The organism is Paenibacillus jepli, assembly GCF_047238105.1.
GTDB lineage: Bacteria > Bacillota > Bacilli > Paenibacillales > Paenibacillaceae > Paenibacillus_D.
On the sequence record NZ_JBDFMD010000001.1, the window covers coordinates 3,188,451 to 3,212,050 of the forward strand.

General features: G+C 57.0%; 21 protein-coding genes. 11 read left to right on the top strand and 10 right to left on the bottom strand.

All coding sequences use genetic code 11. The features are described 5' to 3' along the window. The first annotated feature begins 199 nt into the window (after positions 1 to 199). The 9 genes from ABC336_RS13995 (at position 200) to ABC336_RS14035 (ending at position 9,608) form a co-directional block, all read left to right on the top strand. The gene (locus ABC336_RS13995; RefSeq protein ID WP_413239225.1) at positions 200 to 1,498 is read left to right on the top strand and encodes an ABC transporter substrate-binding protein; all 1,299 of its coding nucleotides are present in this window, start codon (positions 200 to 202) and stop codon (positions 1,496 to 1,498) included. 90 nt (positions 1,499 to 1,588) lie between these two features. Beyond that, the gene (locus ABC336_RS14000) at positions 1,589 to 2,518 is read left to right on the top strand and encodes a carbohydrate ABC transporter permease (RefSeq protein ID WP_413239226.1); all 930 of its coding nucleotides are present in this window, start codon (positions 1,589 to 1,591) and stop codon (positions 2,516 to 2,518) included. A 117-nt stretch (positions 2,519 to 2,635) separates the two neighbouring features. Then, positions 2,636 to 3,499 (top strand): carbohydrate ABC transporter permease, encoded by an 864-nt coding sequence (locus tag ABC336_RS14005; RefSeq protein ID WP_413239227.1) that lies wholly within the window; start codon positions 2,636 to 2,638, stop codon positions 3,497 to 3,499. A 30-nt stretch (positions 3,500 to 3,529) separates the two neighbouring features. Further along, positions 3,530 to 5,023 (top strand): sulfatase, encoded by a 1,494-nt coding sequence (locus tag ABC336_RS14010; protein ID WP_413239228.1) that lies wholly within the window; start codon positions 3,530 to 3,532, stop codon positions 5,021 to 5,023. Between the two features lie 135 nt (positions 5,024 to 5,158). Further along, complete coding sequence (locus tag ABC336_RS14015; RefSeq protein ID WP_413239229.1) at positions 5,159 to 5,620, top strand: MarR family winged helix-turn-helix transcriptional regulator; 462 nt, start codon at positions 5,159 to 5,161, stop codon at positions 5,618 to 5,620. Positions 5,621 to 5,718: 98 nt separating this feature from the next. Continuing rightward, positions 5,719 to 6,102: a DoxX family protein gene (locus ABC336_RS14020; protein ID WP_413239230.1), complete on the top strand. Its 384-nt coding sequence runs from the start codon at positions 5,719 to 5,721 to the stop codon at positions 6,100 to 6,102. Next, the gene (locus ABC336_RS14025; protein ID WP_413239231.1) at positions 6,095 to 6,595 is read left to right on the top strand and encodes a VOC family protein; all 501 of its coding nucleotides are present in this window, start codon (positions 6,095 to 6,097) and stop codon (positions 6,593 to 6,595) included. Before ABC336_RS14020 ends, ABC336_RS14025 begins: the two co-directional genes overlap by 8 nt. Before the next feature lie 665 nt (positions 6,596 to 7,260). Further along, entirely contained in the window at positions 7,261 to 7,788 is a 528-nt protein-coding gene (locus ABC336_RS14030; protein WP_413239232.1) for a DinB family protein, read from the top strand. Positions 7,789 to 8,627: 839 nt separating this feature from the next. Further along, positions 8,628 to 9,608, top strand: coding sequence for an SDR family oxidoreductase (locus tag ABC336_RS14035; RefSeq protein WP_413242514.1), 981 nt, complete (start codon positions 8,628 to 8,630; stop codon positions 9,606 to 9,608). Between the two features lie 199 nt (positions 9,609 to 9,807). On the opposite strand, the gene ABC336_RS14040 is transcribed toward ABC336_RS14035, so the two are convergent. The 7 genes from ABC336_RS14040 to ABC336_RS14070 form a co-directional block, all read right to left on the bottom strand. Beyond that, positions 9,808 to 10,968: a UxaA family hydrolase gene (locus tag ABC336_RS14040; RefSeq protein WP_413239233.1), complete on the bottom strand. Its 1,161-nt coding sequence runs from the start codon at positions 10,966 to 10,968 to the stop codon at positions 9,808 to 9,810. After that, positions 10,965 to 11,291: a UxaA family hydrolase gene (locus tag ABC336_RS14045; protein ID WP_413239234.1), complete on the bottom strand. Its 327-nt coding sequence runs from the start codon at positions 11,289 to 11,291 to the stop codon at positions 10,965 to 10,967. The genes ABC336_RS14040 and ABC336_RS14045 overlap by 4 nt, the downstream gene beginning before the upstream one ends. 280 nt (positions 11,292 to 11,571) lie before the next feature. Then, positions 11,572 to 12,234: a sensor domain-containing protein gene (locus ABC336_RS14050; RefSeq protein WP_413239235.1), complete on the bottom strand. Its 663-nt coding sequence runs from the start codon at positions 12,232 to 12,234 to the stop codon at positions 11,572 to 11,574. After that, positions 12,224 to 12,958 carry a TetR/AcrR family transcriptional regulator gene (locus tag ABC336_RS14055; RefSeq protein ID WP_413239236.1) on the bottom strand — a complete coding sequence of 245 codons (735 nt, stop codon included), beginning with the start codon at positions 12,956 to 12,958 and terminating at the stop codon, positions 12,224 to 12,226. The genes ABC336_RS14050 and ABC336_RS14055 overlap by 11 nt, the downstream gene beginning before the upstream one ends. Before the next feature lie 663 nt (positions 12,959 to 13,621). Continuing rightward, positions 13,622 to 15,178, bottom strand: a complete 1,557-nt coding sequence (locus tag ABC336_RS14060; RefSeq protein ID WP_413239237.1) for an ABC-F family ATP-binding cassette domain-containing protein — start codon at positions 15,176 to 15,178, stop codon at positions 13,622 to 13,624. 90 nt (positions 15,179 to 15,268) lie between these two features. Beyond that, complete coding sequence (locus ABC336_RS14065) at positions 15,269 to 16,198, bottom strand: nucleoside hydrolase (protein ID WP_413239238.1); 930 nt, start codon at positions 16,196 to 16,198, stop codon at positions 15,269 to 15,271. 19 nt (positions 16,199 to 16,217) lie between these two features. After that, positions 16,218 to 17,117, bottom strand: a complete 900-nt coding sequence (locus tag ABC336_RS14070) for a helix-turn-helix transcriptional regulator (RefSeq protein WP_413239239.1) — start codon at positions 17,115 to 17,117, stop codon at positions 16,218 to 16,220. Positions 17,118 to 17,332: 215 nt separating this feature from the next. On the opposite strand from ABC336_RS14070, the gene ABC336_RS14075 reads away from it, so the two are divergent. Next, on the top strand, positions 17,333 to 17,755 hold the full coding sequence (locus tag ABC336_RS14075) for a DUF3592 domain-containing protein (RefSeq protein WP_413239240.1): 423 nt from the start codon (positions 17,333 to 17,335) through the stop codon (positions 17,753 to 17,755). 105 nt (positions 17,756 to 17,860) lie between these two features. On the opposite strand, the gene ABC336_RS14080 is transcribed toward ABC336_RS14075, so the two are convergent. Further along, positions 17,861 to 20,509 (bottom strand): cation-translocating P-type ATPase, encoded by a 2,649-nt coding sequence (locus ABC336_RS14080; RefSeq protein WP_413239241.1) that lies wholly within the window; start codon positions 20,507 to 20,509, stop codon positions 17,861 to 17,863. 185 nt (positions 20,510 to 20,694) lie between these two features. Between ABC336_RS14080 and ABC336_RS14085 the strand changes: the two genes are divergently transcribed. Beyond that, the gene (locus ABC336_RS14085; protein WP_413239242.1) at positions 20,695 to 21,480 is read left to right on the top strand and encodes a helix-turn-helix transcriptional regulator; all 786 of its coding nucleotides are present in this window, start codon (positions 20,695 to 20,697) and stop codon (positions 21,478 to 21,480) included. Between the two features lie 21 nt (positions 21,481 to 21,501). Here the strand turns inward: ABC336_RS14085 and ABC336_RS14090 are convergent, their stop codons facing one another. Together ABC336_RS14090 and ABC336_RS14095 are read right to left on the bottom strand one after the other, a co-directional pair. Next, on the bottom strand, positions 21,502 to 22,902 hold the full coding sequence (locus tag ABC336_RS14090) for an ABC transporter substrate-binding protein (protein WP_413239243.1): 1,401 nt from the start codon (positions 22,900 to 22,902) through the stop codon (positions 21,502 to 21,504). A 288-nt stretch (positions 22,903 to 23,190) separates the two neighbouring features. Then, entirely contained in the window at positions 23,191 to 23,571 is a 381-nt protein-coding gene (locus tag ABC336_RS14095; RefSeq protein WP_413239244.1) for a hypothetical protein, read from the bottom strand. Positions 23,572 to 23,600 lie beyond the last annotated feature (29 nt).

Consider the following 23,600-nt stretch of genomic DNA (forward strand, 5'->3'; position numbering starts at 1 on the left):
GGTGTTTTTTTTCACGATCGTCCAGCCGATCCGAATTCTGTGTCATCGCAGCCTAATCTTGCGGCATGGCCGCTTTGGCGGGCTGGCATGCGACAATTGTAAGCGCCGTAGCGGCTCAAGAGCCGAATAACCCGTCACAGCCGGCAGCCGCGCCCATCTATACTGAACGTATGACTTATTGACTTGAGGAGGCATGAACATGCGCAGACGATCAATGGCAAGCATGATGGCGATCGTGATGGCGGCTGTAACGGCATTGTCCGGCTGCGGCAGCACCGAGCAATTGCATGAGAGCAACACGGGGAGCGACGGCAACCGGACGCTTACATTCTGGAGGGCCGGAACCGATGCCAACGAGAATGCTTACTGGCAGAGTGTCCTGAAAGAGTTCGAAAGCCTCCATGAGGGAGTGACTATCGAATATAGCGAGGTTCCCTTCGGCAATGACATGGAGACCAAGCTGAACGCGGCCTACGCCAGCGGTACAGCGCCGGATGTGCTGTCCTACACGCTTGCTTCGCTCGCACAGCGGGCCAACATCGGCCAGTATGAGCCGTTGACCGAATACGTCGAAGGCTGGGAAGAGCTGCCGGACATGCTGGACAGCGTCGTCGAGACAGGCACGTATAAGGGACAGCTCTACGGACTGGGCTTCATCCCCGATCCACGCGTGCTGGTATGGCGCAAGGATCTGTTCGAGGCGGCCGGCTTGGATCCGGACACGCCCCCTCAGAGCTGGGAGCAGCTGGCCGAGTACGCGGAACTGCTGACCCAGAAGCAAGGGGAAACGACAGTCACCGCAGGCTTCGCTATCCCGACATCGACGGGATGGACGCTCTGGCAGTCCTTTGTCCTTCAAAATGGCGGCCGAATCATCGATACCGAGACCAACGAGCCGTTGTTTGATTCGCCGGCGTCGATCGAAGCAACCGAATATTTGGTCGATCTCGTGGCCAAGGGCGTCACCATTCCCAACGATTCCACCAAATCGAACGAGAATCTGTTTCCCAACGGCAAAGCCGCGATTGCCTATGACAGTCCGGCTGCTTATCTGAACACACAGTTGAACAACACCGAACTGGAAGGCAAGATCGGCATTGCCGGTCCGATTGAAAAAGAAACCAAAGCGACGTTTGCCGGCATGCGTCTGTTGTTTATGAGCTCACAAAGCAAACAAAAGGACCTGGCCTTTGAATTCATGACCTATATCATGTCCAAAGAGCAAACCTGGAAACGGTATACCGAGCTGGGCACCCCAATTGTCAGAGAGTCGTTAAAAGACGACTATATCGCAGACAGTCCGGAAATGAATCAGGCGGTCTTCGATGCGGTCAGCTACGGCGAAGGTGCTGCAAAGGTGACCTACTCCGGCAAAATGTACGAAATCATCAGTCAACAGCTCGAGATGGCCTACTATGGGGTCAAGAGCGGAGAACAGGCGATGTTGGACGCGGCGGCTGAGCTGCGCAAAGAGCTGCCCTCGTTGATTGCCGACTAGCCTTGAAGAAACAACTGAGTCCGGCCAGGGCTCCCCTCCGACGGGGGGGCCCTTCGCGCCGTATGATCGACGCCGGAGGTGTGCTGAACGATGAAGAATGAGATGGCAACGAGAGATGCGGCCCCCCCGCTCATAAAAAAACGGCGGGCACGCCGGATCGACTATTCCGGATATACCATGATTGCTCCGGGATATCTGGTCTATTTCTCGTTTATCTTTGTACCCCTGCTCATCAGCTTGTATTACAGCTTCACCAATTATAATTTTTATTCCAAGCCCGCTTTTGTCGGTCTGCAGAATTATTCCCGTCTTATGCAGGACGCGCTGTTTGCCAAGGCGGTGTTCAATACCTTCCTCTATGCCGCAGGCACCATCCTGCCGCAGCTGGCACTCGGACTGGTGCTGGCCGTCCTGCTTAACGCCAAGATTGCAGGAAGGGTATTTGCCAGAGCAAGCATCTATGTCCCCAATGTCACCTCCATGGTCGCCGTGTCCATGATGTGGCTCTGGATATACGACCCTTCGCTCGGCATCCTGAACCGGCTGCTGACCTGGGCGGGCTTCTCGCCGGTCCAATGGTTATATGACCCGAGCACCGCCATGTTGGCTATTATCGTGATGAGTATCTGGAAGTCGGTCGGCTACTCGATGATTGTCTATCTGGCCGGCCTGCAATCCATTCCTTCCAGCCTGTATGAGGCTGCCCGGGTGGATGGAGCATCCACCCTGCGCCAATTTTGGAGCATTACCGTACCCATGCTGAAGCCGACGACCTTTTTTATTCTGGTCATGTCATGTATCAATTCCTTTATGGTGTTCGAGCAAGTCAACATCATGACCAACGGTGGACCGCTCAATTCGACGACAACCATCGTACATCAGATCTATCTCCGCGGCTTCCAGGACTTCCAGATGGGCTACGCCTCGGCGATGGCAATGATTCTGTTTGTGATTACGCTGCTTATTACTCTGGCCAACTTCAGATACGGCAATAAGGCATCCGATGCGGATGCCGACTAACTGCATGGAATAACAAAGCCTACACTTCCGAAATAAGTTTGCGTTTTCCTTCGGAAAACTTTAGCTTGTGCTTTCGAAGGGAGTTTTCCTTCGGAAAACTTTAAGGAGGCGGAGAACATGATAAACACCCGTTGGAAAACTGCCGCCGCATCGGCTGTACTATTGATCTTGTCGCTGATTATGCTGGCGCCGTTCGCGCTGATGATCAGCACGTCCTTGAAGACGCTGGGGGAGATTCAATCGCCTGTATTCTCGTTTTTCCCCAGGGAGTGGCGTTTCGACAACTACCTGACCGCGATGTCGAGCGGCAATTGGCTGCTGTACTTTTATAATTCGTTGGTTGTGACGATCATCACCGTCATCGCCAGCCTCGTCCTGAATTCCATGGCCGGCTATGCATTCGCCCGACTGAGATTCCCGGGCCGGGCAACCTTGTTCTTCTCCGTCCTGATCGGTATCATGGTGCCGCCCCAGGTGACGATGATCCCAACATTCCTGATGATGAAGCAATTCCCGCTCGCTGGCGGCAACGATCTGTTCGGTACGGGCGGCATCGGCTTCATCAACAGCTATACCGGTCTGATCCTGCCGTTCATTGCCGGATCGTTCGGCATCTTCCTGTGCCGGCAGTTCTTCCTGAGCTTCCCCTCGGCTCTCGATGAGGCGGCGGCTATCGACGGTGCGGGCAAGTTCCGCGTCTTCTTGCAGATCTATCTGCCGCTCAGCAAACCGATCCTTGCTACGTTAGCGATATTCAAGACGACTTCGGCCTGGAATGATTATATGTGGCCGCTGATCATGACCAACACCTCCCAGATGCGCACGGTTCAGTTAGGATTGACGATGTTCCGGGGCGAGACGGGCACCGACTGGCATCTGCTGATGGCGGCAACCACCTTAGTCGTGTTGCCTCTGGTGCTGCTGTTCCTGGCGGCACAGCGTTATTTTGTTCAGGGGATCGTTACGACAGGCTTAAAATAATCGTGTGATACCGCGAAGGAGGCGACAAGCATGAAGACCATACTCATCCTGCTGGATACGCTGAACCGGAGGCATCTGGCTGCGTACGGAAGCGAGGGGGTCGCCCGCACGCCCAACATCGACAGGCTGGCTGAGCGCTCCATCGTGTTTGACCAGCACTGGTCCGGATCGCTGCCCTGCATGCCGGCCCGCAGAGATATCCTGACGGGAAGGGCTGCATTCCTCGAGAAGGGCTGGGGCGCCATCGAGCCGTATGACCGCACACTGCCGGAGGCGCTGCGCGGGGCCGGATGCTTCAGCCATATTGCCACTGACCATTATCATTACTTTGCCACCGGCGGAGAGAACTACTGTCAGGCTTTTGATACGTGGGACTTCCATCGCGGGCAGGAGGACGATCCGTGGCATTCGCGCGTCACGCCGCCTCCGCCTCCAGACGCCTATTATGGCCGCGTCGCCCTGCAGCGCGAGTTGAACAAGCAGCTGCAGGTGCGCGAGGCGGATTATCCGGGACCCCGCACGATGACCTCCGCCTGCGACTGGCTGGAGCGCAACGCCAGCGAAGACCGGTTCTTCTTGATGGTAGAAGCCTTTGATCCGCATGAGCCGTTCGACGCACCCGATTCCTATCTGGCGATGTACGGAGATGATTATGAAGGGCCGCGTTATGACTGGCCTCACTACGGGACGGCGGATGTCCCGCAGGCCGCGCAGTTGCATCTGCGCAACCGATACGCAGCCAATCTGTCCATGATCGACCACTGGCTGGGCAAGCTGCTGCAGGTGATGGACCGGCACAATCTGTGGGAGGATACCTTGGTGCTCTTCACCACCGATCACGGATTCCTGCTGGGCGAGCATCTGCAGATGGGCAAGAATACCATGCATGTATACAATGAGCTGGCGCATCTGCCCCTGATGGTAAGTCTGCCAGGCGCCGCAGGCGCGGGAAGCCGCATCGCGGCGTTAACCCAGAATATCGATCTGATGCCGACTATCCTCGACTACATGGATGTGCCGATCCCTGATTCCGTACAAGGCCGGTCACTCCGTCCGGTCATCGAAGGCAGGACGGATCGTGTGCGGGAGGCCGCATTATTCGGTTATCACGGCATGGCGGTCAACCTCACCGACGGGCGGTACACCTACATGCGCGCACCGGCCGCCGCAGACAATCATCCGTGCTACAGCTACACGTCCGTGCCTACAACCTTCCGCGCCTATATGGGCCGGGAAGCACCGGAGCAGATCGAGACCGGACGTTTCCTGCCTTTCACCTCGTGGCCGGTGTTCCGTATCCCCCATACCCGGCCCGGCATCACGCATGATCGCAGCCGGGAGGTCATGCAGTCGCAGCTGTTCGACATCAGGGAAGACTATGAACAGCAGTCGCCCATTAGCGATGCGGCATTGGAGCGACGCATGACAACGAAGATGGTGGGACTGATGCGGGAGATGCAAGCCCCGGTAGAGCAATATATCCGCCTGGGGCTGCCCTTGCCGGATGGCGGCATGACACCATAACGATGTGCCGTGGAACGACCGGAGTGGGCGCGCTTGTGGCAAGAGGAACAGGAATGGAACTGGCCCACAGCCCCTTTACATTTTGTCGTGGCCAGGATATATTATAGTTAGAGTTCTAACTAATGAGGTGCAGTCATGACACATCAGCAGGACCATCATCCCGATACATGGCAGTGGGACAAAGGCCCGATCGGCCGTGTCGTCAAGACCGGGTATATCACCCTCCGCAGAGAAGTCGAAGTGCTCCTGCAGCCGCTGGGCCTCACCCATACGCAGTGGAGCGCTCTCGGCATCATCCGCCACTTCCCTGGCATCACCGCCTCGCAGCTGGAGCCAATCCTGATGATCGAGCGGCCCAGCGTGACGAGCCTGATCAACGGCCTGGCCGGCAAAGGCCTCGTCCTCCGCAAGGATCATCCGGAGGACGCCCGGTACAAGCAGATTTTCCTGACGGAAAGCGGCCGGCAGACGGCTGAGGAAACCGAGCATTTCGCCACCCTCGTCGAAGACCGGGTCAGACAGGGGCTGACGCCCGCCGAGCTGGACACGCTGCGGACGCTGCTCGTCAAGATGGTCGGTCTCTTCGAGCGCGATTGAGGCGATGACGATTGGCCGAGGCTCGTTCCGGTTGCAAATGGAGGAGCCTCTCTGACTTATTAGTTAGAATTCTAACTATATCTCAAGGAGAGATGACAATGAAAAAGTGGCTCACCATCGCCGGGTGGATCGCCGTTGGACTAACCGTGTTGTTCTTCATGCAGAACGGGATCCAGAAGATCGTCGGTACTGCGGCCATGGTTGAGATGCTCCAGTCGCTCGGCTACCCGAGATGGGCCCGGATTGCTATCGGCGCTGCCGAGGTCAGCGGTGCACTGATCCTCGCCGTGCCCCGCACGACGCGCTACGGCGCGATCGGCTTGAGCGCGCTAATGGCAGGAGCGACAGCCGTCGAGCTCGCCAACGGTCACGGCTTTGAAGCTGTGCTGGCGGGTCAGTGGCTGGTCGTACTCGTCTGCATAGCAGTCATTCGTTCAAGATACCAGCGCAAACAGACAAAGGAGGCCACTGTCCATGAATAACTCTTCTACAGCTCAGCCGGTTGCATCCTTTGGCTGGTCGGGCTTTCATCATGTGGCGCTGGTCACAGCCGACCTCGATCAGACGATCCGCTTCTACCGGGAAGTGCTCGGCATGGAGGTGTCGCCGGTGTATCCGGCAACCCCGCCTCGCGGCAGACATTGCTTCATCAAGCCGGGAACCACAGACGCCTGGGGCATCCATTTCTTCGAAAGTGCCGATGCGCTGATCCATCAGAGTGACGATGCGCTAAGACGTCTGGCAGCAAACCCCCAAGGGCCCGATCTGTACAGGTTTATCCCTGGGGCGCTCCAACACGTAGCCTTTGCGCTGCCATCCGAGACTGCAGGACTGGCGCTGCGCAGCCAATTGCAGCGCCACGACGTCCTGATGACCGGAATCTATGATCAAGGCAGCTTGCGCAACTTTATTTTCCTCGATCCCAATGGTATTCAATTGGAGGCCGCGTGGGCCAGTCAGACGGTGATCGGCTGACTTTTCCTGGATGGCTTCGGCATCCGCCTGTAACAGAACCAGGAGCCCGAGAGCTACCCGCTGCACTGGCACGCGACTGCTGAGGTCATCCTTCCTTCATCACCGATGTGGCGGTTTGAGGTTTGAGGCTTGCCTGGTTGGGGGACTGAGCGGGTGAGCCGGGTTAGGCGGAGCTGGCCAGAATCGCCATATCCCGCACCAGCGCCAGCCTCCTCAGCATCACCTGCTTTCATTCCTAATGTTACGGACTCAGTAGCGCCTATCTCGAACAAGTCTCCCGCTCTGTGGAGGCCAACGGACAGACGATCTCTTATTCGCCACAATGGTGGGCCAAAACGGCTCTCCAGCGGAAGATAGCGGATCGTCTGTCCTTTACGTGTGCCCAAAACACGTTATTGGTTAAATTAGGACCTACTGTGTCCGTTCGGTCGGCTACCTATTGCGAACAGCGCATACTATACACAGCCGCCCGTCTCTGGCAAGGACGCCATGCGCCCGTCCCGAACGAACTCCAGCATGCATAGCATGCCACGCCTCAAACCCGCCGCCATCGTGACTTTCGCCGAAACCAGGCAGAGAGCATTGACTATTACCAAACATTTTAATATTATATCTATTTATATAGTAGTCAATTACACTTAAAGTTTGAAAATGGAGGTATCGCCATGTTCACTCCCACCCCACTTCAACAAACCCTACAGTTTCAGTACGCCATCGCCTGTCAGCTCCTGGACTACCATCTGAAGGACTTAAGCGAAGAGGCGTACCACTGGCGGCCAGCTCCCGCTTCGCTGCATATTGCCGAACAGGCGGGAGTATGGCGTGCCGATTGGCCATCATCCGAAGGCTACGAGATCGGACCGCCAAGCACAGCATGGCTGCTGTGGCACATGACCTTTTGGTGGTCGATGGTCTTCGATTATTCCTTTGGCCAGGCCAGTCTGCAGCGGGAGGATCTTGCCGCTGAAGGGTCCGCTGCGGCCGCCGTAGACCGGCTGCTCGCGCTTCGCAGCCGCTGGGATGCTGCGGTAGCCGAGCTGCCGGATGCTGCGTGGATGGAACCCGGGCGCACCCGCTGGCCCTTCGCAGACCGTTCTTTCGCCGACCTCGCCGCCTGGCTCAATCTGGAGCTGATGAAGAATGCTTCCGAGTTGGGTTATAGCCGTTTCCTCTACGCTGCCCATCATGATTAGGTTAATGGACCTCACTCTTTACCGCCATTCAAACGAACGGTCCGTGCTAACGGAACCTGGAGGCGCTATTTACGAAAAATCGAATCCTTATCGATCTTACGGAACTCGACGCCGTTATTGGCATCAAATATAGGAGTAGCTAGTGGTTAATTCTAACCGCGCCGCTGCTTGCGTTCGGGGCGTAGCATCCATCAATTGTCGAACGACTGCCGATGAGTGCTAAGACGAGGCTGAAGTCGCCAGGATCTGTGCCGGTACGCCCTCGCGCCCTGCAGACTTCAGTTGTTTGCACAATTCTGCGATAGATAGGCGGCTCCGGCGTTTCTCCGATGCCTGTATTCCGACGATTGCTAACAGCAAGACGATCACGGCCAGCCTCAGCAGGATACATGATTCAGTTTTTCGTATTACAGGGTGGTGGGGGCATTCATTGTCATTCACTCTGTTCTTTTCTTATATCAAACGTGCACAAAAACTTAAAAATCGCCAGGGAAATTATCCCCGACGGTTTTTTCAAAATCATATGAGTGGGTAATTCAACACATACCGGGGGTTGCTGTAATACGGCGGGCGGGGTCCAATTAAGGGCATTGGCCACGTATACGGGTTTGAATTGTAAAGCATCTGTACCTTTTCATCCGATTGATTCACAAGCAAAAGCCTGATCTTCGCACTTATGTCATATCTCAATTTGGGATCCTCCTTAATTATATCGTGTTACGTTACACCATATTCGCCCATATGGAATAAGGTGTATAAATCATCCGCCTAGGAGGAGAAATCCTGTGATACAAAATACCGATAACACACATTATCAACAAGCTCAACTGGTGCAAACCATGCCATCTACGCATCCTGACAACCATGTGCAGCAAGTCCGGCAGTTGCAGCAGCTTTTTGATGCCAATCTGGTGACGAAGCCTTATCCAATGTACCCGAATTACGGGAGAATTACACGGTACGAAGATATTCCTGTCAACCTGCCGGAGCAGCGGCAGCTTAGGCATCCCGGCGTGGAAGGGCTAATGGTTCCCAGACCGATTATTGAAAATCCTAATTACCAGGGCAGCGGTAAAATGGTGGGGAAGGTCGCGTTAATTACAGGCGGGGACAGCGGCATCGGGGCTGCTGTCGCCATTGCTTTTGCGAAGGAGGGTGCCGACGTTGCCATCGCCTATCTTGATGAGCATGACGACGCCAACCGAACGAAACTGCGGATCGAGCAGCTTGGCCGGCGCTGTCTTCTAATGCCTGGCGATCTGCGCGACAAAAGGCAATGTGCTGCCATCGTCGATCAAACGGTGCGCATGTTCGGGCGGCTCGATGTGCTGTGCAATCATGTAGGCATCCAATTCCAACAGCCGAGCTTGCTTGATATTACAGACGAACAGTTCGACGATACTTTCAAGGTGAACATTTACTCTCATTTCTATACGACCAGAGCGGCGCTGCCTTATATGAAGCCGGGAAGCTCGATAATCAACACGTCCTCTGTCGTAACGTACGTTGGGGAGAGACAGATGATTGACTATACCGCGACTAAGGGGGCGAATGTTGGCTTTACCCGGGCGCTGGCGAAAAATGTAGTGAAGCAGGGGATTCGGGTAAACGCCGTAGCCCCGGGCCGAATATGGACCCCGCTTATCGCGGCGAGTTTCTCATCGGATCAAATTGCGGTATACGGCGCTTTCAATCCGATGGAGCGGGTGGCCCATCCTTTCGAGCTTGCTCCGACCTACGTCTATCTGGCATCCGATGATTCCCGTTTCGTAACGGGGCAAGTGCTGCATGTGGATGGCGGGGAATCGACTCATTCCTAATTGATATCACGCAAAATGGTCCATTTTCGGTCAGTCTGGACAACTAGAGATCAACCAAGTGACCAATTCACAAATTGCCATAGCGCGGGCTCTTGTTCCGGAATGTGGCGCGGAGCCGGTCGCCAAGCTCCTGCATGCGCTTCGGTGTTAGTGCTGAATCAAGGATTTGGCCGGACTGGTCGCTGGAACGGGGAAGAGCTTACAGGCTGGGACCGATCCGGTTGATGCTAAACTCCTGGTGGCCGAGAATCTCTGCCTTAGTCAGCTTGCCTCCGGCCACCTCCAGGATTTCCTGCCAGATCTGGTCCCCTCCTTCCCGCATGGTCAACGCACCGGTTAGTACCCCGCTCACGTCCACATCCATGTTGTCTTCCATCTTCTGATACATGCTCTGGTTGCCCGTTATCTTGATCACCGGAACGACGGCTGCGCCGGTAGGCGTACCCCGGCCGGTTGTGAAGCATACGATATGCACGCCGCCAGCGGCCATGCCCGAGACGCATTCGATATCGTTGCCCGGTGAGTCCATAAAGGTCAAGCCGCCTTCGGGCACCGTCTCGGCATACTCGATCACGCCCTGGATCGGCGCCGTGCCGCACTTGCTGATGCAGCCCAGCGATTTCTCCTCGATGGTAGACAGTCCGCCCGCGATATTCCCCGGACTCGGGTTGCCGCCCCGCATATCTGCCCCCATCCGGTCCACTTCCTGCTCGAACCGGTCGACGATATGGTACAGCCGCTCCTTGATGTCCGCCGTGGCGCAGCGCGCGGCCAGCACATGCTCGGCGCCGATAATCTCCGTGGTCTCCCCGATGACGACGCCGCCGCCAGCTGCGATGAGCTGGTCGGCCGCTTGACCCAAGGCCGGATTGGAGGCCAGACCGGAGGTGGCATCCGAGCCGCCGCATTTGACCCCTACCTTTAACTTGCTGAGCGGTACAGCCACCCTCTGCTCTTGATCCAGCTGCGCCTTCATCCGCTTCGCCAGCTCCAGACCATGCTGGATGGCTTTGACCGATCCCCCGACGGACTGGATGTCGAAGAACTCGACCGGCTTGCCGGTCTTCCGGATCTCTGCGGCCAGTGCCTCCGGATCGACGACCTCGCAGCCCAGACTGATGATGAGCACAGCTCCGACGTTGGGGTTCTTGCCCGTTCCCGCAAGCACGTCGAAGGTGCGGTCCTTGTCCGCCCCGATCTGGCTGCAGCCATGCTGATGCGGGATCGCCACTGTATCCGGAACCATCTGCATGATACGGGTGCACACCTGATTGGAGCAGATTACCGTAGGAATAATCAGCAGGTGGTTGCGGATGCCAATATCTCCGTTGGGTCGTTGGTAGCCCATGATCGTATTCATCCCGGTCCCTCCTTGACAGCCTGATCTCCGCGTCCGCGGATGCCTTCCATATTGTGCACATGGACATGCTCTCCGGCTTGGATCGATGTCACCGCCCTGCCGATCACCTCGCCGTACTTGCGCACCTCATCGCCTGCCGCGATGTCTGCAATCGCTAGCTTGTGTCCAAAAGCGATAGGCTCGCGAACGGTGACGCGCAGCCATGCCTCGCCGCTCCGGATGGATGCGGTTTCAGCAGCCGTCAGGTCCCGCAGCGCGGTGGCCACATGATCCCGGACATCGACGACCAGTGCGTCGGCTCCTGCCTGGATATCTCCTGCCATGATTATCCCGCCTTTTGCTAGATTAGTAGGCATGGGGTTTGCTTTCCCTATGCTTTCTTCTGGTAAAAGCAAGAATGGTTCTTTATATTAAACCAAGTTTCATATATAACAACATCATAATAGTACTATTCCAACGATCCTCCAGTCAATAAGAGGTTCAGACGAGGACCAATCAAGGGCGTGACTATGAAATGAGCTCCGGACGTGCCGCTGCTCATCCTGAGCGCAGCCAGCAGCGACCTCTGCGCCGTCTGCGGCCCCCGATTCTCCTCCGGTGTGATCAGAGAGGCTTCGCCGCTGATGCTCGTAACGGAGCCGTCTCGAGAGAGGCGGACAGCCAGCCCGCATACAGACGTCCGAGGCTGCGGAACAGCAGCGGCTGCAGCCCCAGGAGCAGCAGTCCCGCTCCGCCCGCCGCCAGCGCGCGCTGCAGCGGCGATAGCCAGGGGAGCATGATCCAGTCCAGGCTATTCAGCTCGAACGGCAGCCAGCCATTCATCAGATAGCTGAACGGCGCCAGCGCAGCGCCCAGCGCGGCGAGCGGCACAGCCAGGGCAATCGTGAAGCCCGCGATCCCGACCGGCAGCTGGGCCAGACAGTAGAGCAATGCTGTGTACGTCCGGCGTTCGCCCAGCAGCGCCTTTAGCTCCCGCCAGCCGCCCCGGGGATAGCCCGGGGTATAACCGGCCGGTGCCAGACCCGCGCGCAGCCGCCCGGTGAAGTCGTCCTGCTGTCCCAGCCAGGCCGCGCCCAGCTGCCGCTCCCGCTCCATCAAGGCCCGGCAGGTTAACAGGGTGGCCACCAGGATCGGGATACCCACCCACAGCACGAGCAGCGAGACCCCGATGCTCACGCCGGCCACGGCGATAACGAAGGTCACGATCCCTTTCGGACATGCAGATAACAGCATGAGCCACGCCTGTACCGCTTGCTTAACTCTCATGTTCATCCCTCACTCCTTGTTTATGATCTTGGCCAGGCAGGCCAAGCAGCGTCATGACGGAGAGATGCAAGCCCTCCATCAACGGACCGATATGCCTGCTGATCTCCAGCTCGGGAGCGATCTCGACCTCGGCCTCGGCAAGGTATTGCTCCATCGTCGCTTCGCGGATCATCCCCGCCAGCGTCACCTGGACCAGCATCAGGATCTCCTCCAGCGGCCGCAGCGGCTGCAGCTCTCCTGCCTTCACCCACTCTTGCCACATGCTCAGCATCTCGGCGAACATATAGTTGTACCCGTAAGACGGATGGACCGCCTGGCGCGACTCGATCTGCTCGATGAACCAGGCGGCCTGGCTGGCGTAGATAGCATTGAATTCAAAGGCCAGCTTGCTGTAGCCGCTCTCCAGCGACCGTGCCAGCTCCTCCGCGGTGAAGCGGAAGATCTCGCGCATCCCGTCCGACGGCCCAAGCTCGCTGCTGCGCAATTCTTCGAATCGTTGCCGGAAATCGATCGCGGTATCAAACCGGGTCGCCAGCGCCAGCCACACCTCTTCAATTTGTGAAAAGTACAGATACACGCCGCCCTGACTTAGGCCCGACGCGCGGACAATGTCTTTCATCGTAATCTTGTGCAGCGGCTTACTCTTGCTCACCTCAAGGGCGGCGTCCAGAATCTGATGCCGCTTCTGCTCGGCGTATCCATCGCTAACCTTGGGAATCGTCATCACCTCTCCAAAAATGACACTGTGTCATCTTTTGTAGTGACTTCAGTTTAGTCGGATTACTCTTCCCCGTCAACTGGACTCCGGTCGGGGATGTCGGCATCCATAGCTTCAGAGGAAGCTCAAACATTCGGTAACCTGTCTATGAACTCGATTTTTCATATTTAAGGTCGAAATCTCATATACATAGAGACAACCACTTCGCGTACGCGCAAAACGCAACCCTGCTGACGACTTCCGCCGCCCTTGCTGACGATGCAGCGCGTGCCATTCTCCCACAGCATAGGTCTCATCCAGCAACAAAACCTGCTCACGCAGGTTGCACTGCGATACGGACACAATAGGGTCTATTTTGCACAAAAACCCGCCAGGAACAGGCCCTGCGGACACACGATCCGTTAAGTGCTGGTTTCTATGCCCGTTAGCCCCCGTTTACAGACCGATAACGGATCCTCTGTCCGCAAGCAGCTCTAAAAACACGCCCATGCTCGAAATAAGAGCTACTGTGTCCGTTCGTGAGCGAGCACTACCCTCAGCGGTCTTCTTTCATACTCCGTCGACCTGCAGATCCACATGTTAAAGTGTTTCATCATTTCCTGAACTCCTAAACAGCAAAAAAGGCACGCCGCCTACGTTTCCGCAGGATGCGTGCCTTCTGTCTCCCTATTAAAACACCTTCGTCGTCCAAGACTCGCAGTTCCAGGTCTCGGTGACGACGTCGCGATAAAACTCCGGCTCGTGAGAGATCAACAGGATGCTGCCCTTGTACGCCTGCAGCGCACGCTTCAGCTCGTCCTTGGCATCGACGTCGAGATGGTTGGTCGGCTCATCGAGCACCAGCAGGTTGGTCTCGTTGTTGATCAGCTTGCACAGCCGCACCTTGGCCTTCTCGCCGCCGCTCAGCACCGCGATCTTGCTCTCGATATGCTTGGTCGTCAGGCCGCACTTGGCCAGTGCCGCCCGCACTTCGAACTGGGAGAGCGACGGGAACTCGCTCCAGATCTCCTCGATGCAGGTCTTATAATTGTCGCCCTTGGACTCCTGCTCGAAGTAGCCGATCTGCAGATGCTCGCCGCGCTGCACCGTGCCCGAGAGCGCCGGGATCTCGCCGAGAATGCTGCGCAGAAGCGTCGTCTTGCCGATGCCGTTGGCGCCGACGAGCGCGATCTTCTGCCCCCGCTCCATCCGCAGGTCGAGAGGCCGCGACAGCGGGCTGTCGTAGCCGATGACGAGCTCGCCGGTCTCGAAGATCAGCTTGCCCGAGGTCCGGCCAACCTTGAAGTTGAACTGCGGCTTTGGCTTCTCCTTGGCCAGCTCGATGACGTCCATCTTGTCGAGCTTCTTCTGGCGGGACATCGCCATGTTGCGCGTCGCGACGCTCGCCTTGTTGCGGGCGACGAAGTCCTTGAGATCGGCGATCTCCTGCTGCTGGCGCTTGAATGCCGACTCCAGCTGCTGCTTCTTCATCTCGTATACCTGCTGGAAATGGTCATAGTCGCCCACATAACGGGTCAGCTGTTGATTCTCCATATGGTAGATCAGGTTGATGACACTGTTCAAGAACGGGATATCATGGGAGATGAGGATAAAGGCGTTCTCATACTCCTGCAGGTACCGCTTCAGCCACTCGATATGCTGTTCGTCGAGGTAGTTGGTCGGCTCGTCGAGGAGCAGGATATCCGGCTTCTCCAGCAGCAGCTTGGCCAGCAGCACCTTGGTGCGCTGCCCGCCACTGAGATCGGTGACGTCCTTGTCCAGACCGATATCGGTGAGGCCCAACCCGCGAGCGGTCTCTTCGACCTTGGCATCGATCAGGTAGAAATCCTGGTTCGTCAGCGTATCCTGGAGCGTACCGACTTCCTCGAGCAGCTGCTCCAGCTCCTCCGGCGTGACATCCCCCATCCGGGCATACATGTCGTTCATCTCTTGCTCCATGTCCAGCAGATACTGGAATGCGCCCTTGAGGATATCGCGGATGCTGTTGCCCTTGCTCAGCACAGCATGCTGGTCGAGATAGCCGACACGTACCCGCTTGGACCACTCCACCTTGCCGTCGTCCGGCTGCAGCTTGCCGGTGATGATGTTCATAAATGTGGACTTGCCCTCGCCGTTGGCGCCGATCAGCCCGATATGCTCGCCCTTCAGCAAGCGAAACGATACGTCATTGAAGATCGCGCGGTCTCCAAAGCCGTGACTTAGCCGTTCTACGTTCAATATACTCATGCATGACACCTTTTCTAGTAGAAGTAGTCCAAAAAGTCCGCAACCGAACTTTTGAACGTTTATTTAAAGATCCTTGCTCTATTATAAACGCTACACGGTACGGGCTTCAAACCCAATCTTGCGGAACAGGTCCCGGAACACGGCATCGCGTTGGATATGGTACATATAGCGGATCGGATGACGGGTCGGGTCGGGGATCCACCGGTAATCGTCCGATATGCGGGGACTCGCCGTGAGATAGCTCGGGCACCAGTCCGGCTCGACCAGCCAGGCGATGACGGCGATATCCCAGATGACCCGGGAATAGCCATAATGATCGTCGTGGCATGCCTCGAAGGTCTTGTACAGATAAGCTCCCGCTTCGCCTTGCTCCCGGATGTGCTCCCCCAGCTCGGACAAGGTCGTCTTCAGGTGGGACGCTACCCCCATGCAGGGGGCCAGGATGAGCGGCACGCCGCAATCCAGCACCAGCCTGGATGCATAGAGATCCTGCGCCAGGTTGAATTCCTTGGTATCCGGCCAATGCAGCGCATGTCCGCCAAGCCAGACGACGACGATCCGCTCGACGATGCGCGGCTCGATCAGGATCGCCGAGGCAATATTGGTAATCGCGGCGATCGCCACGACGTACAAGGGATCCTCCGGATCTGAAGCCATCGCGCGGCGCACCAGATCCCGGGCCGCTTCACTGTCCGCCGGCTGCTCCGGTCCGGGCAGATAGGCTTCCGCCCCCCGGTACAACGGGACTTCCTCCCGCTTCATCAGGCTGCGGATCTTGTGCAGCTCCCGGTAGCTCTTCTCCATGCCATCCTTGGGGCCGTCAGAGAGGCTGTTGAAGAACGGCGCGGCATACATCGCCTCGACCTGGACGTGGTCTTCTGACTGCAGGGCGTAGATGACGGCAAACTGGTCGTCGATCTCATTATACGTATCCGTATCCAGGATCATCCGAACTTTCCGGCCCGGGTGCTCCAATCGCCGGATCAACTGGTCCGGCATCAGGTAGGCTTCGTGTGGCATTGAGCGTATCCCCTCTCCCTTAGCATTCCTCGTCATACATCGCGCCGATCCTACCGAGCATGCCCAGCAGATCTTCCTTGAGCTGTGGCGGCTCCATGATGCGGACCATGGTGCCATAGCTCAGGACGACAGATAGCGCATACTCGTAGCTGTAGAATACGGTGTGCACATCGATATGTGTCTCCTGATACTTGCATGCCTCGCCGAACTGCTCCCCGACCCGCGGCTGCGCGTCCAGTCCGAACCTCAGATGCACCTGCAGACCCTCCGGCTCGTCGGACCTCGGATCGACCAAGCCCTCCCGCATCGTGCAGCTCTCTTCCGTCAGATGTACCTGCGTCAGCCGGGACACCCGGAACAGACGGAGCGCCTGTCTGGTGAGACAGTAGGCCTCCATATACCAGCTGCCCCGCTCCCAATACAGCCGCAACGGCTCCACCTTGCGGTCCGATCCGGCCCCTTGAGCGTCCATATACGTAAAAGCGACCCGCTTGCGCTGCTTGATCGCCTGGTAGAGCGGCCGGATCGCGGCCTGGTCCTCCGAGCGCGTACTCAGGTCGAAGACGACCCGCTCCTGCACATCCCCTTTCGCGACAGCGGGATGAAGCGTGCCCAGCTTGTGCCGCAGGGCCACCAGACTGCCGCCTGCCGCATCGTCCATCTGGCTCAGCAGCTGATAGATCATGGTGAAATCCTCGAGCGAGAAGTACTGCTTGGTAAGGAAGAATCCTTCCATCAGCTCGAAGCCGCCGTCGGCGCCTGTAAAGGAGGCGACCGGGATGCCTGCCTGATTGATGACGTCGATATCCCGATAGACGGTGCGGACCGATACTTCAAACCGCTCCGCCAGGTCGGTCGCTTTGACCCTCCTGCGCATCATCAGCTCCATCGTAATCGCGAGCAAGCGGTCCAGCTTCATCCAGCCTCTCCCCTTTGACGCCACAACCCGCATGATGCGTCTGAATCCCAGGTTGACAGGCGTTGATTTGACTATAGTATAAACGGGGCAGCCTGACAACTGAATGTCAGGAAGACTGTTCAACAGCGTTCCCGTCACGTATACTACGGAAAAAGCCCGAACCCCCCGTTCGGAGCAACGTGGCGCAATCATCATACCGAAAGAGGTGGCTATCGATGTCTGAAATCCCCCCTTACATGCTCGGCGTGCTCATTCCAGCCGGCGTTTTACTCCTGCTCGGCGCGGTATTCTTCTCGATCGGCATGTTCTTCAGACAGCGCATGAGAGACTGGGATGTCACGCGAGGCATCATCATCAAAGCGGGCAGCCTGTTCCCTAACCTTCCCGACAAGTATCCGACCTTCGAGTATGTCGTGAACGGGGAGGTATATCGCAAGACGTCTGCCATCTCGCAGACGCCGGGATTCTGGCCAGGCAGCACCGTCACCGTGAAGTACGATCCGTACCAGCCCGAGCGGGCCTCGATCGACTCGATGGTCCAGAGCGGCCTGATCTTCGTCATCCTCGGCAGCGTCTTCCTCGGCGTAGCGGTGGTGCTGGCTATCGTGGCACTGGTTCTGAATAATCTGCTCTCCTAGCCGATCCCCAGCTGCTGTGAGGAATCTTCGCCTTATAGCCCGCCCAATACAACGCCTGCCGGCTCCCTCTGGGGGACCGGCAGGCGTTTATGATGTCACATGAAGTTATGCCCGCGAAGGTCCGGCCATCATCCGCAGCCACTTGATGACATCCATCAGGACCACTGCCGCAAGAGCCAGGCCGGCGGCAACCAGGAAATCGTCGGTGCCGAATGCCGCCGGGATCGCGAAGATCTCGCGAACGCCAGGCAGCAGCGTCACGCCGTAGAGGCAAAAGCAGACCACAACGGCGCCCAGGACATACTTGTTGGTGAAGAAGCCGACCTGCAGCGTGGTCTGGGAGTTGGAGCGCGCCGGGAACGTCTGCAGCGTCCGCGCCAGGATGAGCGTGGTGAAGGCCATCGCCACGCTGACCTCCGGCGACTCGCCCAGTCCGATGAACTGCGAGACGATAACCGCCGCGCCGATCAACAGGCCGCGCAGGATAACGACCTGCAGCGTACCGCCCGCGAAGATCCCCTCGCGGATATCCCGCGGCTTGCGGTCCATGACGTCCGGCTCCGCCTTCTCCGTGCCAAGGGCAATCGCCGGCAGCGAATCGTTGACCAGATTGATGAAGAGCAGCTGCAGCGCCGTGAACGGATTGACCCAGCCCACGACGAGTGCGAACAGGATTGCCGTGATGGCGCCCAGATTGCCTGCAAACAGATAGGCGATCGCCTTCTTGATATTATCGAACACCATCCGCCCGACACTGACCGCATTCACGATCGAGACGAAATTGTCATCCGTCAGGATCATCGCCGATGCATCCTTCGCTACGTCGGTGCCGCTGCCCATCGCTACGCCGATATCCGCCTGCTTGAGCGCCGGCGCGTCATTGACGCCATCCCCGGTCATCGCCGACACCTTGCCCTTTCGCTGCCAAGCCCGGACGATCCGGATCTTGTTCTCCGGCGAGACCCGGGCATAGACGCTGATCCGCTCCAGCTTCTCGTCCAGCTCCTCGTCGGAGAGCTTGTCGAGTTCGCTGCCGGTCAGCGCCATATCCTGCTCGCCCATCAGGCCGATGTCGCGGCCGATCGCTTGCGCCGTCGTCTTGTGGTCGCCGGTGATCATGACCGTCCGGATGCCCGCCCGCTTGGATTGCTCGATCGCTTCATAGACCGCTTCGCGCGGCGGGTCGATCATCGCGGTCAGGCCGACCAGGATCAGCTCATGCTCATCCTCATGCCCCAAGGGACTGCGATCCTCGATCGGCTTGTAGGCATAGGCCAGCACCCGCAGCGCCCGCTCCGAGAACGCTTCGATCTGCTCCCGGAACTGCTCCCGGTGTGCTTCGGTGAGCGGCTGCACCTCGCCATGGATGAACACCCGGTCGCAGCGGCTGATCAGCACATCCGGTCCGCCTTTGGTGAGCAGCGCGTACCCGCCTTCGAACTGGTGCACCGTACTCATCAGCTTGCGGTCCGAATCGAAGGGCAGCTCCGCTTCCCGGGGGAAGCGGTCGCGGATCTCGTTGTAGTCCTTGTTCTTGCGGTTGCTAAAGTCGATCAGCGCCACCTCGGTCGGATCACCGAGCGCCTGACCTTCTTCGTTGATATGCGAATCGTTGCAGAGCACGGCGATATGCAGAAGCCGGCGCTCCTCCTCGTTCCAGACCTCCGGGTCATCAGGGAATTCGTCACGCGTGCCGTGCGGGATGTAATAATCGACGACAGTCATCTTGTTCTGCGTCAGCGTGCCGGTCTTATCCGTACAGATGACGCCTGCCGAGCCCAATGCCTCCACTGCCGGCAAGCGCCGGATGATGGCATGCTGCTTCGCCATCTTGTTGGTCCCCAGCGACAGTACGATCGTGACGATCGACGACAGCGCCTCCGGGATCGCGGCGACGGCCACCGCCACGGCGAACATCAGCGCATTGATCAGGGAAGGGCCGATCTCCTCGCCTCCTGCCGTGAACCAGACGCGTCCGGCCTCGATGCCGAAGATAACGATCGACAAGCCCAGGATGAACAGGCCGAGCTTCTTGCTGAACGCCTCAAGCTTGCGCTGCAGCGGCGTATGCTTGGTCTCGGCACTCTCCAACATCTCCGCGATCTTGCCGATCTCGCTCTTCAGCGCTGTGCCGGTCACGACGAATTGGCCCCGCCCATACACGACCAGCGAGCCGCTGAACGCCATATTGCGCCGGTCGCCGATCGACGCTTCACCTTCGATGATCTCGGCATGCTTCTCGGCTGCCTCGGATTCCCCCGTCAACATACCTTCATTGATCTTGAGACTCTCCGAGCTGAGGATTCGGCCGTCCGCGGGGACGAAGTCTCCAGCTTCCAGGATGACGATATCGCCCGGCACTAACTCCCGGGCTGCGATCGCCATATTGGCGCCGTCCCGGATCACTTTGGCCGTGGGCGCCGACATCTGCCGCAGCGCATCGAGCGAGCTCTCGGCCTTCTTAGTCTGGACCACACTGAGGATCGCGTTGAGTACGATGACCAGGAAGATGATGAGCGACTCGATCAGATGACCGAGAACGACTTGTACGGCAACCACGACGAGCAGCACGATGACCATCGGATCCTTGATATTCTCTACCAGCAGCTTCCACACCGGGGTCGCCTTTTTCGCTTTGAGCTCATTGTACCCGTGCTCTTCCCGCCGTTTCTCGACCTCAGCCGCCGCAAGACCCTGCCGGGAGCTCCCGACTTCTTGCAGCGTCTCTTCTGTACTGCGCCGATAATGTTCCAACCCGACCAACTCCTCGCCTCTTCACTTCTCTGATTATATCTTAACCCTGAAGTCCCAAAAGAATCAGTCGGTATCTCAGGCTGGGCCAGCATTTGTAATTTAACACGAAAGTCGTTATATTTCAAAGTAGGAGGTGATCGGTCATCGACAACCCTTTATTCCATCATCTGGTGCCGAATATATTTTTGTTTGTTGACCGCAAGTGCTTTCCTGACTGGACAATAGAGAAGCGGACAATCAGTTTTCATGATCTGACCTTCGTCATCGCCGGCAAGGCCCGTTACCTCGTCAATGGCGAGGCCTATCTCGTCGAAGCGGGTGATCTGTTGTACATCCCCGGCGGCAGCACCAGGGAAGCGCATACCTTTGAAAAGACACCCATGCATGCTTATCCCTTCAACTTTCACTGGGCCGGACCGCACAATCATATTGCGCTGCCGTTCGGCGTGGTCACCAAGAAGATGATTACCAAAGAAGTACTCGCCTACATTCGAGAATTCAAACAGGTCTGGATGGACAAGCAACCTTTCTATATGATGCGGGCGCGGGCGCTGTTCGAGCTGATCCTGCATAGTTTGCTGACAAACTTATACATGCAAGGCGCTAGCCGCACCGACCCGCGCATCAAAAAAGTGATCGACTATATCACGGACCATTATGCCGAGCCGCTCCAGCTGAGTGATATGGCCGATATGGTGCAGTTGCATCCGGTGTATCTGGGCAAGCTGTTCAAGCAGCACACCGGGTCATCGTATAAAGAATATCTCAATCGCATCCGCATCAACAGCGCCGAGATGATGCTGCTGGCCGGGGATTTCAATGTGACGGAGACCGCTGCACGCTGCGGCTTCCAGGACATTTATTATTTCAGCAACCTGTTCAAGCAGATAAAGGGGTATCCGCCATCCATGGCCAAGAAGATACTGGAAGACACCAAAAAGGCATTGGTTTCCCAATACCCTCCGGTGTGAAGCTATACGGTTGTCTACTCGTTACTCGGCCGGCACCGCTTCCCATACTTCATCGATGGCAGCCTGGAACGGCACTTTATACTTCTCGATGACCGTCGACACAGATATGCCCTCTACCAGTTCATCGACCAGCTCGTAATACGGCATGGACGGATAGTAATCGCCCTGCTCGATGACTTTGATACTCTCTGCCGCGTTTTTGGCATTGTTGATATCGTCTTCATTGCTGAAAAACTTCTCCAGATCGGCTTGTTTGGGATAATCGTAGATGGATTCGATATCATAGATCTTCTCCCACAGGTAGACGATCTGCTCCGGATTCTCGACTGCTCTGGGGATGGTATAGTAGTTCGGAATGGTCACATGCGTATGATAGTTGGTTGCGCTGGGACCTTTCGGGAAGGGCAGGAAGCCCACGTCGAATTCCGCCATATCGGCTTTGAAGTCATTGGCTTCATAGTCCATCCCCGGATAGAGCAGCGTGTTCCCCTGCAGGAAAAACTGTTTGGGCTCCGTCCAGTCTCCGCCCTCCGTAGGGCGGGCTACATTTTCCGTAGCCAGGCGGGAGATGAAGTTAAAGGATTCCTGCGTTTTGGGGTCATCCAGTATCTGTTTATTGCCTTCGACCAGTCCCGTTTCATTCGAGGACAACGCCTGGATGAGCATGGAAGCCGTCGCCAGGCCCCAGCGATCGAGCTTGCCGTCATTGTCGGTATCCTTATTCGCTTCTTTGGCAACCTGGATGAGCGTATCCCAGTTCCAGTTATCCTCGTCTACGTACTCCTGGAGCGGCTTCATGCCGAACTCATTCATCAGACTGCGGTTGTAAAAGATACCTGACGCCGCACCGGTAACGCCGATCCGGAAGCCATAACCGTTGCCTTCGAACTGAGAGTGGTCGGTCGTATACTGCAGGACGAACGCGTTATCGTTGATCACGTAATCATCCAGCGGCCAGAACAAGTCCTGCTTGACCAGTGCCGGCATCATCCACGGTCTGGCCAGACGGATGATGTCGCCGAGCGGCTCTCCCGCGAGCAGGGATGCCGCGATCTTGTCGCGGTATTCCCCATAATCGACTACGACATACTCCACATTAAAGTTGTGCTTCTCCATCAACGCATCCAGGTTCTCCTTGCGCTGGATACTGTCCGGGCTGTCCGTTTGGATGGCCTCATCATACCAGGAGACCAGCTTGATGGTGCGTCCGCCCAGATCGAAGTCCATCTCCGGCGTCACGTTGGGATTTGCAGCCGCTGTCTCTTCGCCGTTATTGGTACCGGACGGTTCATTGACTCCGCTGTTCGTTCCTTCATTGTTATCGCCGACCCGGTTGCCCGATGTACCCTCTCCACTGCTGCAAGCCGTCACGAATACCAGGACAAATATACACACCACCATCCACCATTTACGAGCCGCCATAAGATAACCCCTTCCTTTAACATGATTGATATTGTAGCGCTTTCAAAAAGTATATTAGCGTTACCCGAATCGCTCCATAGACATTTCCAATCGGATTTGTAAGAAGTCAATATAACCATTCGATATCCTACTCAAGGCACATAGCCCGCTGCTTCCCCAGAAGCACCAGGCTGACCTATGATTTCAATCACTTGGGGGAGGGGCGACGCCGCCACCAGGTTTCGATCCCGAACAGAATGTCGATAATCGGCTTGGCCGCCAGACCGGGTAACGGAAGCAATAAGCCGATTAAAATTGGTCGCTAATATCTGCCCACTCCGCCAAGTCCGGCATCTGCTGCAAGCCCCAATAATCCAGAAACAATCGGACCACTTTCTGCTTGTCCGTTGTCTCGTAGCTGTAATGTTTAAAAGATTCTTCGTCGTAACTCAATCGGACCTCTACCGTGACACTTTCCTCGGAGGATCCAAACATGGCGGCTTGCATATAAATGCTGTCTTTAATAGGCTTCGCCGGCTCGATGACGATAAACTCATGTAACTCGAGATTGGTGATGATATCCGAGATATGCGATCCGGAGATGGATGGACTGCTGTATTCGGCATTTTGTGTACGGAGTATATAGGGAACCTGTTCATATTCCCCAGTCATGTTCTCGGGTTCACGCATGATGATTCCTCCCTAAGTCGTATATTGAC